13 protein-coding genes are annotated in these 14,670 nt (G+C 40.8%); 4 read left to right on the top strand and 9 right to left on the bottom strand.

Annotation, left to right across the window (positions count from 1 at the left end; all coding sequences use genetic code 11):
* Positions 1 to 430: 430 nt before the first annotated feature.
* A complete protein-coding gene (locus OMHG_RS03110; RefSeq protein ID WP_010648235.1) occupies positions 431 to 823 on the top strand; it encodes a hypothetical protein in 393 nt (130 codons plus the stop codon).
* Positions 824 to 874: 51 nt separating this feature from the next.
* Here OMHG_RS03110 and nagB read toward each other — a convergent pair whose 3' ends face one another.
* The 4 genes from nagB to OMHG_RS03130 all read right to left on the bottom strand — a co-directional run bounded on the left by nagB (position 875) and on the right by OMHG_RS03130 (position 5,277).
* Complete coding sequence (gene nagB / locus OMHG_RS03115) at positions 875 to 1,603, bottom strand: glucosamine-6-phosphate deaminase (protein ID WP_010648238.1); 729 nt, start codon at positions 1,601 to 1,603, stop codon at positions 875 to 877.
* A 100-nt stretch (positions 1,604 to 1,703) separates the two neighbouring features.
* On the bottom strand, positions 1,704 to 2,867 hold the full coding sequence (nagA, locus tag OMHG_RS03120; RefSeq protein WP_010648240.1) for an N-acetylglucosamine-6-phosphate deacetylase: 1,164 nt from the start codon (positions 2,865 to 2,867) through the stop codon (positions 1,704 to 1,706).
* 151 nt (positions 2,868 to 3,018) lie between these two features.
* Positions 3,019 to 3,696 (bottom strand): N-acetylmannosamine-6-phosphate 2-epimerase, encoded by a 678-nt coding sequence (locus OMHG_RS03125; RefSeq protein WP_010648241.1) that lies wholly within the window; start codon positions 3,694 to 3,696, stop codon positions 3,019 to 3,021.
* A 12-nt stretch (positions 3,697 to 3,708) separates the two neighbouring features.
* Positions 3,709 to 5,277, bottom strand: a complete 1,569-nt coding sequence (locus OMHG_RS03130; RefSeq protein ID WP_010648242.1) for a maltose/glucose-specific PTS transporter subunit IIC — start codon at positions 5,275 to 5,277, stop codon at positions 3,709 to 3,711.
* A 194-nt stretch (positions 5,278 to 5,471) separates the two neighbouring features.
* Between OMHG_RS03130 and OMHG_RS03135 the strand changes: the two genes are divergently transcribed.
* On the top strand, positions 5,472 to 6,269 hold the full coding sequence (locus OMHG_RS03135) for a MurR/RpiR family transcriptional regulator (protein WP_010648243.1): 798 nt from the start codon (positions 5,472 to 5,474) through the stop codon (positions 6,267 to 6,269).
* Between the two features lie 325 nt (positions 6,270 to 6,594).
* Here the strand turns inward: OMHG_RS03135 and OMHG_RS03140 are convergent, their stop codons facing one another.
* From OMHG_RS03140 to OMHG_RS03155, 4 genes are all read right to left on the bottom strand, one after another.
* The gene (locus OMHG_RS03140) at positions 6,595 to 7,077 is read right to left on the bottom strand and encodes a PTS sugar transporter subunit IIA (RefSeq protein WP_010648245.1); all 483 of its coding nucleotides are present in this window, start codon (positions 7,075 to 7,077) and stop codon (positions 6,595 to 6,597) included.
* Between the two features lie 243 nt (positions 7,078 to 7,320).
* Positions 7,321 to 8,769, bottom strand: a complete 1,449-nt coding sequence (gene nagE, locus OMHG_RS03145) for an N-acetylglucosamine-specific PTS transporter subunit IIBC (RefSeq protein ID WP_010648247.1) — start codon at positions 8,767 to 8,769, stop codon at positions 7,321 to 7,323.
* Between the two features lie 454 nt (positions 8,770 to 9,223).
* Positions 9,224 to 10,339, bottom strand: coding sequence for a non-hydrolyzing UDP-N-acetylglucosamine 2-epimerase (gene wecB, locus OMHG_RS03150; protein ID WP_010648249.1), 1,116 nt, complete (start codon positions 10,337 to 10,339; stop codon positions 9,224 to 9,226).
* 186 nt (positions 10,340 to 10,525) lie between these two features.
* A complete protein-coding gene (locus tag OMHG_RS03155; protein WP_010648251.1) occupies positions 10,526 to 11,257 on the bottom strand; it encodes a WecB/TagA/CpsF family glycosyltransferase in 732 nt (243 codons plus the stop codon).
* 238 nt (positions 11,258 to 11,495) lie between these two features.
* Here OMHG_RS03155 and OMHG_RS03160 point away from each other — a divergent pair, with 238 nt between their 5' ends.
* The gene (locus OMHG_RS03160) at positions 11,496 to 12,542 is read left to right on the top strand and encodes an LCP family protein (RefSeq protein WP_010648253.1); all 1,047 of its coding nucleotides are present in this window, start codon (positions 11,496 to 11,498) and stop codon (positions 12,540 to 12,542) included.
* 57 nt (positions 12,543 to 12,599) lie between these two features.
* On the opposite strand, the gene OMHG_RS03165 is transcribed toward OMHG_RS03160, so the two are convergent.
* Entirely contained in the window at positions 12,600 to 13,625 is a 1,026-nt protein-coding gene (locus OMHG_RS03165) for a glycosyltransferase family 4 protein (RefSeq protein WP_044476767.1), read from the bottom strand.
* A gap of 237 nt (positions 13,626 to 13,862) precedes the next feature.
* Here OMHG_RS03165 and OMHG_RS03170 point away from each other — a divergent pair, with 237 nt between their 5' ends.
* Positions 13,863 to 14,576, top strand: coding sequence for a glycerophosphodiester phosphodiesterase (locus OMHG_RS03170; protein ID WP_010648257.1), 714 nt, complete (start codon positions 13,863 to 13,865; stop codon positions 14,574 to 14,576).
* Positions 14,577 to 14,670: the final 94 nt, after the last annotated feature.

Raw genomic sequence — 14,670 nt, forward strand, 5'->3', positions numbered from 1 at the left:
CGGTTCCAGCCTCGGTTCGCGCAGTTCTGGCATGGTTTCGCGCGGTCCCGCCTCATTTTCGCGCAGTTCTGGCCTGGTTTCGCGCGGTTCTGGTACATTTTTGCGCAGTTCTAGCCTGGTTTCGCGCGGTTCTGCCTCATTTCCGCGCAGTTCTAGCCTGGTTTTGCGCGGTTCTGCCTCATTTCCGCGCAGTTCTAGCCTGGTTTCGCGCGATTACCGTCTATTTTCGCGCGACTCCTGCACCGTTTCGCGCGGTATCCGCCTCGTTTCGCGCAATCCCTGCCGCGTTTCGCGCGATGCGACATCCGCCCGCTGCCGCTATGCTCCACTCCCAATAAAAACTAATGCCGTCCCAAGACAATATTAGTAGTAATATTCCCTCCCAAATTAAAATATACTCTAGAAACAAGCTTTATCTGGAGGGATAGGAATGAATGCAGAAAACTTGCTAATAACGGAGGAAATGTTGGCACGATATTATGACCTCAATAAGATGAAGAAGGAAATAGAAGCGGAGATGAATCAGCTGAAAAGTAATTTTCATGCATATATGAATCAATATGCTGGGCCGAATAAAAAAGGGGAAATTGAAGAGGGCAGCTACAAATTACTCCGCCAGATCAGGAAATCCGAGAAGTTTAATGAAAAAGATACAGTAGCACGGCTGGAGGAAATGCAATTGCATGACCTTATTCAAGTGATCAAAAAACCGAATGAGGGAAAGGTTAATGCGGCCATTGAACTCGGATTGCTGGGAGAGCAGGATCTGGAAGGATGTAAAACCACAAACTATTCTGCAGCGATTGCTGTTAAGAAGCTATAACAAAGGGGATGAGCACTGCAGCAACAGTGCCATCCCCTATCCTTTCAAACTTTATCCATTCAAGGCTTCCCAATCCGCAATGATCGTAACGCGCTCATGCCGCTTCAATATGGAAGCTGGAAATTCCTCTGTGATTTCACTCTCATCATTCAGCAGCCTGGCAAGTGCCCTGCCTTTCTCAGCTCCAGAAACGAGCAATAGTATTTCCTTGCTATCCATGATTGTCTCAATTCCCATTGTAATTGCTTGCGTGGGCACATCATCAATCGAATCGAAATATCGTGCATTCGCTTTTCTGGTCGATTCCTCCAAATCAACGATATGTGTCCTGCTGAAAAAGGACGTCCCTGGCTCATTGAATCCAATATGTCCATTGACACCGATACCCAATACCTGAATATCAACTTGGCCGGCGTCGACCATTCTTTTTTCATATTCCTCACATTGAAGCTGAAGATCCTCTGCCATTCCACTTGGCACATTCACACGATCCATCGAGATATCAATATGCTGAAAGAATTTATCCTTCATATAATAGTGGTAGCTGTGAGGGTCGTCCTTTGCAACTCCGACATATTCATCCAGGTTGAATGTAGAAACCTTCTCAAAAGATACTTTCCGATCGTTATATTTTTCAATCAAACGTTTGTACAAACCTTCTGGCGTACTCCCGGTTGCAAGCCCCAAAACCGGATCCTGCAGCCTCTCTATCTTCTCAATTAGAAAGGAGCATGCCATATCGCTCATTTCATCATAATCTTTCACCTTAACAACCTTCAAATTATTCAACCTCCTAAGCATACAATTCGACAAATTTCGGGAAGTGACAGGCACCTTGGTAGCTGGCACCTTATTATCACCTTAATGGCACCTTGGTACTTTATTGGTGTGCGATGGTGCCTTGGCAGATGGTGTATTTTATGTTGAGCTGATTGTCGACCAGCAGTACATCTGCGTCCTTGCCTACTTCGATACTTCCTTTTCTATCATAAACATTTAACTGTTTCGCAGGATTTATAGATGCCATTTCGATTATTTCCTCGATTCCGGTTCCGTCTAGCTTGAGCAGCTGCTGTGCACCTTCGTTCATTTTAAGAATGCTTCCGGCCAACGTCCCATCCTTCAGTATTGCCCTGCCATTATCCACGATAACCGGCTGGCCTCCTAATTCATAGTCTCCTGCTGGCAATCCCTTGGCCCGCATTGAATCGGTAATCAGAATCAACCGTCCGCTGCCCATATTACTGTAAATCAATTGGAGCATTTCCGGAGCGACATGAACCCCGTCCGCTATAATTTCCCCGCGCAGCTCTTCCAATTGAAAGGCAGCACCGACCACGCCAATATCACGGTGGTGAATCCCGGACATGGCATTACATAAATGTGTTACTTGCTGTACACCATAATCTACAGCTTGTCTCATCCCGGCGAAGTCCGTAGCAGTATGCCCTGCTGACACATTAACCCCTTCTTCGGCCAATTGACGGATAAAAGCTCCATCCTGATCATGCTCAGGTGCCATCGTGATTGTTTTTATTTTACCGCCTGACAGCTTCTGCCATTCGCTAAACTTCTCCACGTCCGGTTCCATAATATATTGCTCAGGCTGCGCTCCGGCTTTTGATTTTTCGACAAAAGGGCCTTCCAGATGCACACCGATAAGTTCTGTTTGCCCCGCCTTATTTTCATAAGCTGCAATATTTTCCAGAGCCTTAGCAATATTCTCCGGCGACTGCGTAATTGTCGTTGCCAGAAAGCTTGTTGTACCCTCGCTTGCAAGGTTCTTAGCCATTGTATCAAGCGCTGCTTCGGTAGCATCCATGACATCTGCACCGTATGCACCATGGATATGGCCATCGATGAAACCAGGTATCAGATTCAGTCCCTTTCCATCAATGATTTGGGCATCAGCAGGGAGAACTGGTACTTCTTCCCCTTCTGCAATCGATTGAATTCGCCCTTTTTCTATATAAATCCCTCCAACGGGGATAACCTTTTCTTCCAAATATACTTTTGCATGCTTGATAAAAATTGGTTTGTCCATGTTTGCATGTTCCTTTCCGCGTATATTAACAGTCTTATGTCCACTAAACAAGCATACCTTAAACAGAAAAGCCATGTACAGAGAGGACAAATCAAGATTCCAAAATAATCCTTGATTCATTCTCCATGCAATGGCAAAAGATCTCTATTTTCTATACTATATCATTAATTTCATTTACAAATTTTATTGTGATGTCTCTTGGTCTCGTGATTGCCCCGCCAACAACTGCTGAGTATACACCTAATTCGAAAACGCGTTTCAGCATTTGCGGAGTTGCGACGTTCCCTTCAGCAATTACTGGCTTGTTGACAGCGTTCATTACTTCTTTAAGAAATGCAAAATCATTGCTATACATTTTCTTACCCGCTGTGCTGCTAGTGTAACCATGTAATGTTGTTCCGATATAATCAAATCCAAGCTGTTCTGCGATTCTCGCTTCTTCAACAGTGGATATGTCTGCCATCAATTCAATATTCGGAGCTTTCTCCCGTACATAGCGAACCAATTCCTCCAGTGATTCTTCCGGTCTTCGGTTCATTGTCGCATCCATTGCGATTACTTCACATCCGCTTTCAATCAGCTCATCGACTTCCCGGGACGTTGCCGTAATAAACACTTCCGAATTTGGATAATTCCTTTTGACAATGCCGATCACTGGAAGATTTACTTCTTTTTTGATCTCTAAGATGTCTTCTTTAGAATTTGCACGAATCCCTTTGGCTCCGCCTTGATAGGCTGCCAGTGCCATCTTGCTCATGATGAACGAGGAATGGAGCGGCTCACTCTCAAGAGCCTGACAGGATACGATTAAATTTTTTGGTAAATGCACAGTTTTCAACTCCTAATTGTCTTCTAAAACTTCTTCAATTTCATTTTTGATAACCGAAACCTGAGGTCCATAAACGACCTGAACCCCGTCTCCTTTAACGATAACTCCCTTGCTTCCCGTTCCCTGCAAAGCTTCCTTGTCAATCTTGCCGCCGTCTTTGACGGTAACTCGCAGACGGGTTGCACAGTTGTCTACATCCATCAGATTTCCTTTGCCGCCAAGCGCTTCGATGATGGCATATGGGCGTCCTTCTTTAGTCAATTCGGCAGTCTTGGCACCAGCCTCATCGTCTGCATTGGCATCCATTACCTTCTCATCTTCACGGCCTGGTGTTTTGAAATTAAACTTTTTGATCAGGAAACTGAAGGTAAAGAAATACAGGAAGAACCAGATAACACCGATTGGAATGACATATAACCAATTGGTAAGCTCCTGCCCTTGCAATATCCCGAACAGGATGAAATCAATAAACCCGCCCGAGAAGGTCTGACCGATTGTAATTTGGAAAATATGCGCAAACATAAATGCAAGTCCATCAAAGATAGCATGCACAACGTACAATAAGGGTGCGACAAACAAGAATGAGAATTCCAATGGTTCTGTAATACCTGTTAAGAAAGAAGTCAATGCAGCGGATAGCATTAAACCGCCGACGACCTTCTTATGTTTAGGCTTTGCCGTACGATAGATTGCATAAGCGGCACCTAGCAATCCGAACATCATAGTGATAAAGCGCCCGGACATGAAACGGGATGTACCTTCAAAGAATTTCTCTGTACCAGGGTCTCCCAATTGGGCAAAGAAGATATTCTGTGTCCCCTGCACCAATTGTCCGCCAATTTCCAGCGCACCGCCCAGGCCTGTTTGCCAAAATGGCAGATAGAAAATATGGTGCAAGCCAAAGGGTCCAAGCATTCTTAAAATAAATCCATAGAAAAATGTACCGATATAACCGGTTGCATTAACAATATCCCCTATGTTGAAAATAAGGCTTTGGAAAATCGGCCAGATATAATACATTGCCACTCCAAGAATAATAGCGGAAAACGATGTGATAATCGGTACGAAACGAGAACCACCAAAGAATCCCAAAAACTGGGGTAATTCGATCTTATTGAAACGATTATGTAGTAGTCCCGCCATAATTCCGACAACGATACCACCGAATACACCGGCTTCCAGCGTCTGTATTCCAAGAGCGGTACCTTGCCCGACTGCTGAAAGATTTTCAGTGGCTAAATTGCCGGTAATGATTAGTATGGCATTAATGGTTGCATTCATAACCAGATAGCCAATTAAAGCTGCTAAACCAGCAGTACCCTTATCAGACTTCGCCAAACCAATCGCAACTCCAACGGCAAAAATAACCGGCAAGTTGGCAAACACAATGTTACCGGCCGAGCTCATCACCGTAAATATAGCCTGCAGCCAGACAAAATCCAATATCGGATAGGCAGCAACCGTATTGGGATTGGAAAGTGCCCCACCGATTCCTAACAAGAGACCAGCTGCAGGTAAAATTGCGATAGGCAGCATAAATGACTTACCAAACTGCTGTGCCTTACTGAAAAAACTTTTCATATTAAGCCCCCTAATCTGAAAATAATTTCATTATTATGATATCAAACGAAAACAAGTCAGTCAATGGATTGTTTTCGATTATCTTTTTAACATGTTATGATAAAAGAACACGAAGCATGATGAACATACAGATGTTCTACAATATATACTCAAAATCTCACCCTATGCTTCGGCGAGAAAGGACAATTTATCTGATGAATTTTGAGAATCGAATCCAGAAATATAACTCCATACTAACTACGAATGACCGGAAAATCATCCGCCATTTGGCAGCAAACAAAGAAACCGTAGTCAGCAAAACAATTACCGAACTATCCGATGAAATTCACGTATCCCCTGCGAGCATCACGAGGTTCTGCAAAAAGCTTGGCTTTGATTCGTTTCAACAGATGAAATATTCCATAGAACAAAGCGCTATAGATACAATCAAAACAGATAAAACCTTCGATATCATCTATAATTATTATCATTCGATCCTTACATCGACTCAACAGTTCATATCAGAAGAACAGACTACCAGAATCGTTGATTTAATATTGAGTGCCGGCAAAATACTATTTTGCGGAATCGGGAATTCCGGCCTGATTTCCAATGAATTCAACAGCAGAATCCAGCGCATGGGCATCTCCTCCGAATCGATAACAGATGCTCACGGAATGCTCATGAAAAGTGCACTATTAAATGAAAACGATATAATCATCTGTTTCTCCAATTCTGGCATGACAAAATCGGTTGTCAGCGCAGCAAAGCTGGCAAAAGAAAACAAAGCAACCACCATTGCAATAACAAACTATGCGGAAACCCCGCTGACCAAACTGGCCGATGAAGTGGTTTTGATTACAAGCTATAAATACATAGAAGATGAAAAATTTATAAATACACAACTTCCAGGATTATTTTTATTAGATTTGCTGACCTATAAGCTGCTGAAGAATGAAAAACTAATGGAGAATCGACAGAAGACACTGAAGGCTATTAGCGAACACGGCTAGAGACTGTTTAGGAGCGGGATAGGTTGTGGCGGGAAGGGCGGCGGTTGCGCAAATTTAGCCTGGGATCGCGCGATTTTCGGTGGTTATTGCGCGAATTCGGCCTGGGATCGCGCGTTTTTCGGGAGGTATTGCGCGAATTCGGCGTGGGATCGCGCGTTTTTCCGGAGGGATTGCGCGATATTCAATGGCTATTGCGCGAATCCGGCCTGGGATCGCGCGTTTTTCGATGGTTATTGCGCGAATTCCAATTAAACTACAACACCCGACCAAAGATTAGCCGGGCGCTGCATGGGCGCCGTACTGAGGAATGCTCTCAGCAGATCGCTTATTTAATCAAAATTATATTTTCTTCACCTTTATCTACATTGCCTTGTTTTTCAAGCGTTACGGTTTCGCCTTCATTAAGATTGGTAAATACAATTGGAGTAACGGTTGATGCGGCCTTGGCTGCGATAAGCTCAAAATCGGCTTTCATTAACGGTTGCCCAGCCTGTACATGGTCATTCTCCTTAACGAGGCTCTCAAAGCCTTCACCATTTAATTCAACTGTATCAATCCCGATATGTATTAAAACTTCTCTGCCGCTCTCAGATAGGAGACCGATTGCATGCTTTGTCGGAAAGATATTTACGACTTTACCGTCAATCGGGGAAACGATTGTGCTATCCTTAGGGACAATTGCAAAACCATCTCCCATCATCTTTCCGGAAAATACTTCATCCGGTACTTCTGTGATCGGAATGATTTCACCTGTCATTGGTGCAGCAAATTTCTCCTGTTCCTTCTTGCCAAATAACTTCTTAAACATAAGATTCCCTCCAACTTTTCAACAAATTTCGATATTCAGCCTTTTTGGCACATTAATTTATCATAAAATGTTTAATTTTAATAGTAATACTTTAAGTAATAACAGGTCAAGCAGGAGACGAGATTGGCTTGACTGTTCCACCACCATCCTGAATTAGTCTCATAATCAGTTCAATCGATTCTGGCCATCTATCCAAAAGGCCAGCACTCCACGTGGAGCACCAGCCTGCTAATTGAGAACAATCTATTGTTTACGGATTTTCCTCACTTCTTCTGCAACCGCCTGTACCTGTGTCCCTACTATGACTTGGATGTTGTGCTTGCCGACAATATTAATACCAGGAACACCAGTTGCTTTTAGCCCCTTTTGATCTACCTTATCCATGTCTTTCACTTCTACTCTTAGTCTAGTTGCACAATTATCAACAGAGGATACATTATCATCCCCACCGAGACCAGCATAAATTTGTGCAGCCATAACAGCAAACCTGTCTCCTGTTTTTGCGGTAGTCTCTGTTGCTGCCGTTTCCGAATCTTCTTCCTCGCGGCCTGGTGTCTTAAAGTTGAATTTGACAATAAGGAAGCGGAATAAGAAGTAATAAATTACTGCGAATGCCAGTCCTTGTACGAGCAGCATATATGGCTCATTGGCCATAGGAAGCTGCGAGCTCAAGACAAAGTCCACCAATCCAGCACTGAAGCTAAATCCGGCAGTCCAGTCAAAGGCTGCTGCGATTGCCAAGGAAATCCCTGTCAGTACAGCGTGCACGAAATAAAGTGCTGGTGCCAAGAACATGAATGAGAATTCAAGTGGTTCTGTTACACCGGTAAAGAAGGAAGCAAAAGCAGTAGCCATGAGTAGCGATGCGGCTTGCTTTTTGCGCTTTGTTTTTGCGGTATGGTACATCGCAAGTGCTGCTGCCGGAAGACCGAACATCATGATTGGGAAGAACCCGGCCTGGTACATTCCAGTTACTCCTTTTACACCATTACCATCCCAAAAATTACCGATATCATTGATGCCCGCAACATCAAACCAGAAAACATTATTCAATGCATGGTGCAGTCCTGTTGGTATCAGAATACGATTGAAAAATCCATATAACCCAGCTCCAACCGCTCCCAGATTACTGAATGCCGTACCAAAGGATATTAATCCAGAGTATAGAACCGGCCATACAAACAACATAACGATAGATACGATAAGCATCGCAACTGCCGTTAGGATTGGCACGAGCCGTTTTCCACTAAAGAAAGCAAATGCATCCGGCAAAGTTACATTGCTATACCTGTTGTATATAGCTGCTGAAATTAACCCGGAGATAATTCCAATAAAAACATTTTCGATGGAACCAAAAGCCATGTTTACATTTTCCGGATCTATTTGCTGCAGGTTAGCAACATTATCCGTAGAAAGAACAGTTGTAATCACGAGATAGCCGACCAACCCACTGAGTGCGGCTGGACCATCCTTTGCCTTTGTCATCCCGATGGCTACACCGACCGCAAAAAGGATTGGTATGTAATCTAAAATGGCACTACCAGCACTTATTAGAAATGCCGCAGCCACATTTCCTGAACCCCAGCCATCCGGGTCGATCCAATACCCGATTCCCATTAGGATAGCAGCCGCCGGCAAGACAGCTACCGGGAGCATCAGGGACTTACCTAGATTTTGAAAATAATTCATCATATGAGAAACCTCCTGTTGTTAGAATGCATGTGAAGATGATAGTTGATTATCGTTTTAAATAAGAATGAGAAAAATTCCTCCTGTCCTAAAACTTGTAAAAGTAAAGCATTAGGACACCCAGAAATTATACTACCGCTGAAGAAGAATTTCATCGTTTTTTTGTAAAAGTTGACAGAATGTATTCATTTTGTCTTATTCCATTTTATTAATTAGCCCTTTCCTTTCTAATCTTATTCTCTATATTGTCGATATTTCCCGGGAAATTGAACTTTTTTTCGATAAATGTCTAAAAGAGGAGAAAGTGTTTTATTCCATTGATTATCATTTAATCTCATTAGCCTATGTCAGTTTTACGTAATAAATCGAACAGTTTACTTTTTATAATCCTTCATTCAACAAATAAAGCCAATGGTGTTTGTACTGTTCACAAATACCATTGGCTCTTATTGATATTCTATTTGTCGAAATAACTTACGATCGCATCCCCAATTCTGCGTGATGCTTCTCCGTCCCCGTAAGGATTGGATGCCTTAGCCATTTTATCATGTGCTTCTTCATCAGAGAGCAATTCATTAGCTAGATTGAAGATTGTATCTTCATCCGTGCCCGCTAATTTCAGTGTCCCTGCATCTATTCCCTCCGGCCGTTCTGTTGTATCTCGCAGCACTAAGACAGGTACTCCCAATGAAGGGGCCTCTTCCTGCACGCCACCAGAATCAGTCAGGATTAGATAGGAACGTGATGCGAAGTTATGAAAATCGACAACTCCTAGAGGTTCGATCAATTGAATCCGGTCATCATTACCAAGAATTTCGTTTGCAGTTTGTTGAACGAGCGGATTTAAATGAACTGGGTAGATCACTTGGATGTCATCATGTGCTTTAACAAGCCGCTTAATTGCTCTAAACATTTGCTCCATGTTATTGCCAAGATTTTCTCTGCGATGGGCCGTCATTAAGACAAGTCTTTTATCACCCAATTGGTTCAGAATAGGACTGGAATAGTTATCATCTACAGTTGTTTTCAGTGCATCAATTGCAGTGTTCCCAGTAACCACGATACTTTCAGCACGTTTGTTTTCATTCAGTAAATTTTGCTTTGATTTTTCAGTCGGCGAGAAATGCAAATCTGCCATAACACCAGTAAGCTGGCGGTTCATTTCTTCCGGATAGGGGGAATATTTATCCCATGTACGAAGGCCCGCTTCCACATGCCCGACAGCGATCTGATTGTAGTATGCAGCCAGTGAGGCCGCAAACGTTGTTGTTGTATCACCATGTACGAGAACAATATCCGGCTTGGTTTCCTTCATAACCTCATCAAGTCCCTCAAGGGCGCGCGTCGTAATCTGTGCAAGAGACTGCTGTTTTTTCATAATGTTCAAGTCAAAATCTGGGGTGATGTCAAAAATCTCCAGAACCTGATCGAGCATTTCCCTGTGCTGTGCGGTAACTGTTACGATCGATTCAAATTCCTCGTCACGTTTGTTTAATTCAAGGACAAGCGGTGCCATTTTGATTGCTTCAGGTCTTGTCCCGAAGATAGTCATTACTCGAATGCGTTTAGTCATTGATATTGTCACCCCGTTATGTTTTATATGTTATATTTATTCTAACATCATTATTGGCTATTTTTATTATTAATGAAATTAATTTTATGTAAAGATTGCATGGTGCGATAATTGATATCTTCTTAAACATTTGGGAATCGCATAAAAACTGCTAGTCAGTTTTCAACCAAGGAATGAGGAGTTGTTCTATTTCTTTAAAATCACTCGAAACATAAATTCAAATACCTTAATTATCCGTTTATATCTAAAGGGCTGTTTCAATAGGCGATATAGCCACTCTAAGTTGAGGTTAATCCACTGTTTCGGCGCACGCTTCACTTCTCCTGCCAAAACATCAAAGCTCCCCCCCACTCCCATAAAAAGTCCCTTGGAAAACTTGTCCTTATGTTTCGCTATCCATTGCTCCTGTTTCGGAAACCCTAAAGCCACAAGAACAATGTCAGGATTGGAATTTGCTACCTCATCAGCAATTACAGAATCGTCAATTTCAAAGAATCCATGATGATATCCAGCAATCTTTAAATTTGGAAACTGTTTTTCTGCTTGTAAAACCGCTTTTTCATTTATATACTCCTTCGCTCCAAGAAAATAGCAGCTTAGTCCTTGAATCTCTGCAAATTTTAATAAATCGATCATTAAATCATAGCCGGGAATTTTTTCCTGAAGTGGCTGCTTTATATAATTTGCTGCCATTATTATCCCGCTGCCATCAGGTATAACATAGTCTGCCGATTGGATTATTTGCTTATATGTATCATCTTCTCTTGCCTTCATCACTATTTCAGGATTAGCTGTTACAACAAAACACTGTTGTCCGGTGTTAAGCTTCGGAAAAAGATGATAATGCAATAAGTCCTTTTTTGTTGTGTTTATAAAGCTTATATCCATAATTTTTACTGTTTCTATAGAATTCTTCATTTTTTAGCAACCTTTCAAGATACATAGACGTCTAATCTATTGAATAATATAAATGTAATAAAATTTGTATTTACGAATAGGTATATTCATAGTAAAATTGATGTTAGTGTTTTCTTAACGCAATTCCTATATGAAATGTGATATTATTAAAAGTTATATTTTTATTCTATATCATTTTAAGTAATTTTGGTAGCAACTGAATATACTCCAGCAGTTAAATAAAAGGGAGATTTAATATATGTCTAAATACAATTCAAAAGAAACGCGTATTGTCAAAAGAAAGAAACGCAAACTCCGGAAACGAGTTTATTTTATTTTACTTCCAGTTGTTATAGCCTTTGTAGCTATTCTATCCTATGCCTCCTATTTATATATCAAAGCAGATACAGTTTTGTCAGAGTCCTACGAAAAGGATGGCCGGGAAAAATCTGAACTCAGGGATGCTGCAGTTGATCCCAACATTGATAATGTATCTGTATTAATTATGGGTGTGGATGCAAGCAATGTGCGTAATAATGCTGAGAATTCAAGAACAGACACACTCATGCTTGCCACATTGAATAAAGATGATAAAAGCGTAAAATTAGTGAGTATTCCGCGCGATTCCTTAGTTTATATCCCAGAAGTGGGTTACGAGACGAAAATTAATCATGCCCATGCATATGGCGGGACAGAGGCAACTATTGAAACAGTTGAGAATTTATTGGATATTCCAGTAGACTATTATGTCAAGCTTAACTTCGAAGCATTTATCGATGTCGTTGATGCGGTTGATGGCATTGAGGTTGATGTTCCTTATGAATTAAATGAACAGAATTCCAAGGACATGGCGGGCGCTATCCATCTTATGCCGGGATTGCAGGACCTCGATGGTGAAGAAGCACTTGCACTGGCACGAACCAGAAAGCTTGATAACGATATTGAGCGTGGTAAAAGGCAGCAAGAAATCATTAAAGCCGTCATTAATAAGGCTGTTTCAGTGAACTCGCTATTGAAATATGATGATATCTTAGAGGCTGTTGGAAGCAATATGACAACAAACATGACCTTTAGCGAAATGAAGAGCTTTATCTCTTATGGAACTAAAGGAACTAACCTAGACTTTGAAACCATTTCCTTAGAGGGTTATGATTCGCAGCCCGGAAGCACCTATTACTGGGTACTTGATGAAGTTGCTTTAAATGAAACCAAACAATTGCTACAAGATCATTTGGAAGTAAAATCTGCTGACACAACGGCAAGTGATTCGGAAACTACTATAAACAACGATACATCACCATATTAAATAAAAACTGCTGAGCTCTATAGGCTCAGCAGTTTTTTTCTACCTTAATAAAAGTGATTATGATTTATGTCTCAATGCTTTTTTAAATAAATTCGTTAGCGGTTTATAATCACTGTTTATCATTTCCAGATTTTCAATCAGCGCTTGTATTACACACATTGCTACTATAAAAATTAGGATGGATCCCCATATTGTTGTCATGGAAAATAATACCGCTGCTAAACTGAACATTGCGCTTAGTACATAAATTAGTAAAACCGCCTGTTTATGGGTAAACCCCAATCTAATAAAACGATGATGCATATGGGAACTGTCCGGGCTTGATACTGGTTGCTTATTGATGAACCTTCTAATCATTGCTATTAGTGTATCCGATATCGGAACGGCTAAAATGAATATAGGAACTATAAAAGAGATAAACGTAACGTTCTTAAAGCCAAGCAAAGCTAATACGGAAATCATAAATCCTAAAAACAAAGCCCCCGTATCGCCCATAAATATTTTTGCAGGGAAAAAATTATAGCGTAAAAATCCGACCGTGCTGAAAAATAGAACCAGAGCCATCGTAGTTACATATACATCTCCCATACTCATCGCCATACCTGCAATAGTCAATAATGCAATAGATGATACCCCTGCCGCTAGCCCGTCCAATCCATCAATAAAATTAATCGCATTGGTAACTCCGACAATCCAGAAGATAGTAATAAGCGGACTCAATATCCCGAACTCAAATCGACCGCCAAATGGTAAATTAATAAAATCAACCTGTAAACCGCCCCAATAGACAACTAAAGCGGCTGCTGCAATTTGGGTTAGCATCTTTACTCTTGGCGACAAGTCTTTCAGGTCATCAATAATTCCCAATGCCACTATTAAAAATGCCGCACATATAATTGCTAAATGAAATTCACTAACCGGATTCTGTATAAGTAAACCGATGATAAAGCTCAAAAAAATAGCCAGGCCACCGAGGGTCGGTACAGGCGCTTTATGTACCTTTCGCTGATTTGGTTTATCAGTCAAATGAAGCTTCTTTGAATATTTAATTACTATTGGCGTAATTAGTAATGAAATTAACATGGATATAGCAGACAAAACCACTATGTTAATCACATAGCCACCTCTTTTTTCTATAAAGACTTTTCTCTTGGTTAAGTATACCTTATAAATATTATCTATGGGAGCTTTACTGTACATCATTAAATTAAACTTTTACGATAACGTTAACATACCCTTCCTATTTAATTTTAATGCTTTTCTCTTTTCACTTGTATTTAGTGTTTATTTTCATCTATCATTTAATTAAGGAGTGATTTTATGACTTTAAATTTTGCTCATCGCGGTTCATTAACGGAAGCACCCGAGAATACAATCCCCGCTTTTCAAAAAGCGATTGATTCTGGAGCAAGAGCGATTGAATTGGATATCCAGCTAACAAAAGACAACGAGTTGATTGTCTGTCATGACCATAAATTCAGCCGTTTTAATAAAGAAGTAAAAGGCCAAATTAAAGATTACACTTTGGAAGAAATCAAAAAAATTGATATTGGAGCTTCTTTTAGTACGGATTCTAAAGGTATTACACTACCTACACTTAATGAGGTATTAGCTATCTGCCCGAAGAATTTAATTATAAATATCGAAATTAAGAATATCCCTGTGATATATGATGGGATTGAAGAAATTCTGCTACATTGCCTCTGGGACAATGAACGTTTTTATAATGTTTTTATCTCTTCCTTTGATCATATCGCTTTGAAGCACATCCAGGAACTGACAACTAAAATACCCTTAGGTATGTTGTTTCATTATCGGCTATTAAATACTTGGGAATATGTGAAAAATAGCGGTCTAAACATAACAAGCATTCATCCAAATCATGTTTATGTGGATAGGAGTTTTGTGAAGAGTTGTAAGGAATATGGCTTTGAGGTTTATCCATATACAGTAAATTCTATAGAAAGGTATGAGGAGTTAGTTGATTTTGGAGTAGATGGGGTGTTTTCAAATAATCCAAGGATATTTGTATAGAGGTAAAATGTTCTAAATAGTTTTAGATGTACTCTAAGATAAGTGCCACCCTTGGTATGAAAGTAGTTGTACATATAAAAAAGCCAACATTTTA

Origin of the sequence: Oceanobacillus massiliensis str. N'diop (assembly GCF_000285495.1) — a bacterium.
In the GTDB taxonomy this organism is placed as follows: Bacteria; Bacillota; Bacilli; order Bacillales; family Amphibacillaceae; genus Oceanobacillus; species Oceanobacillus massiliensis.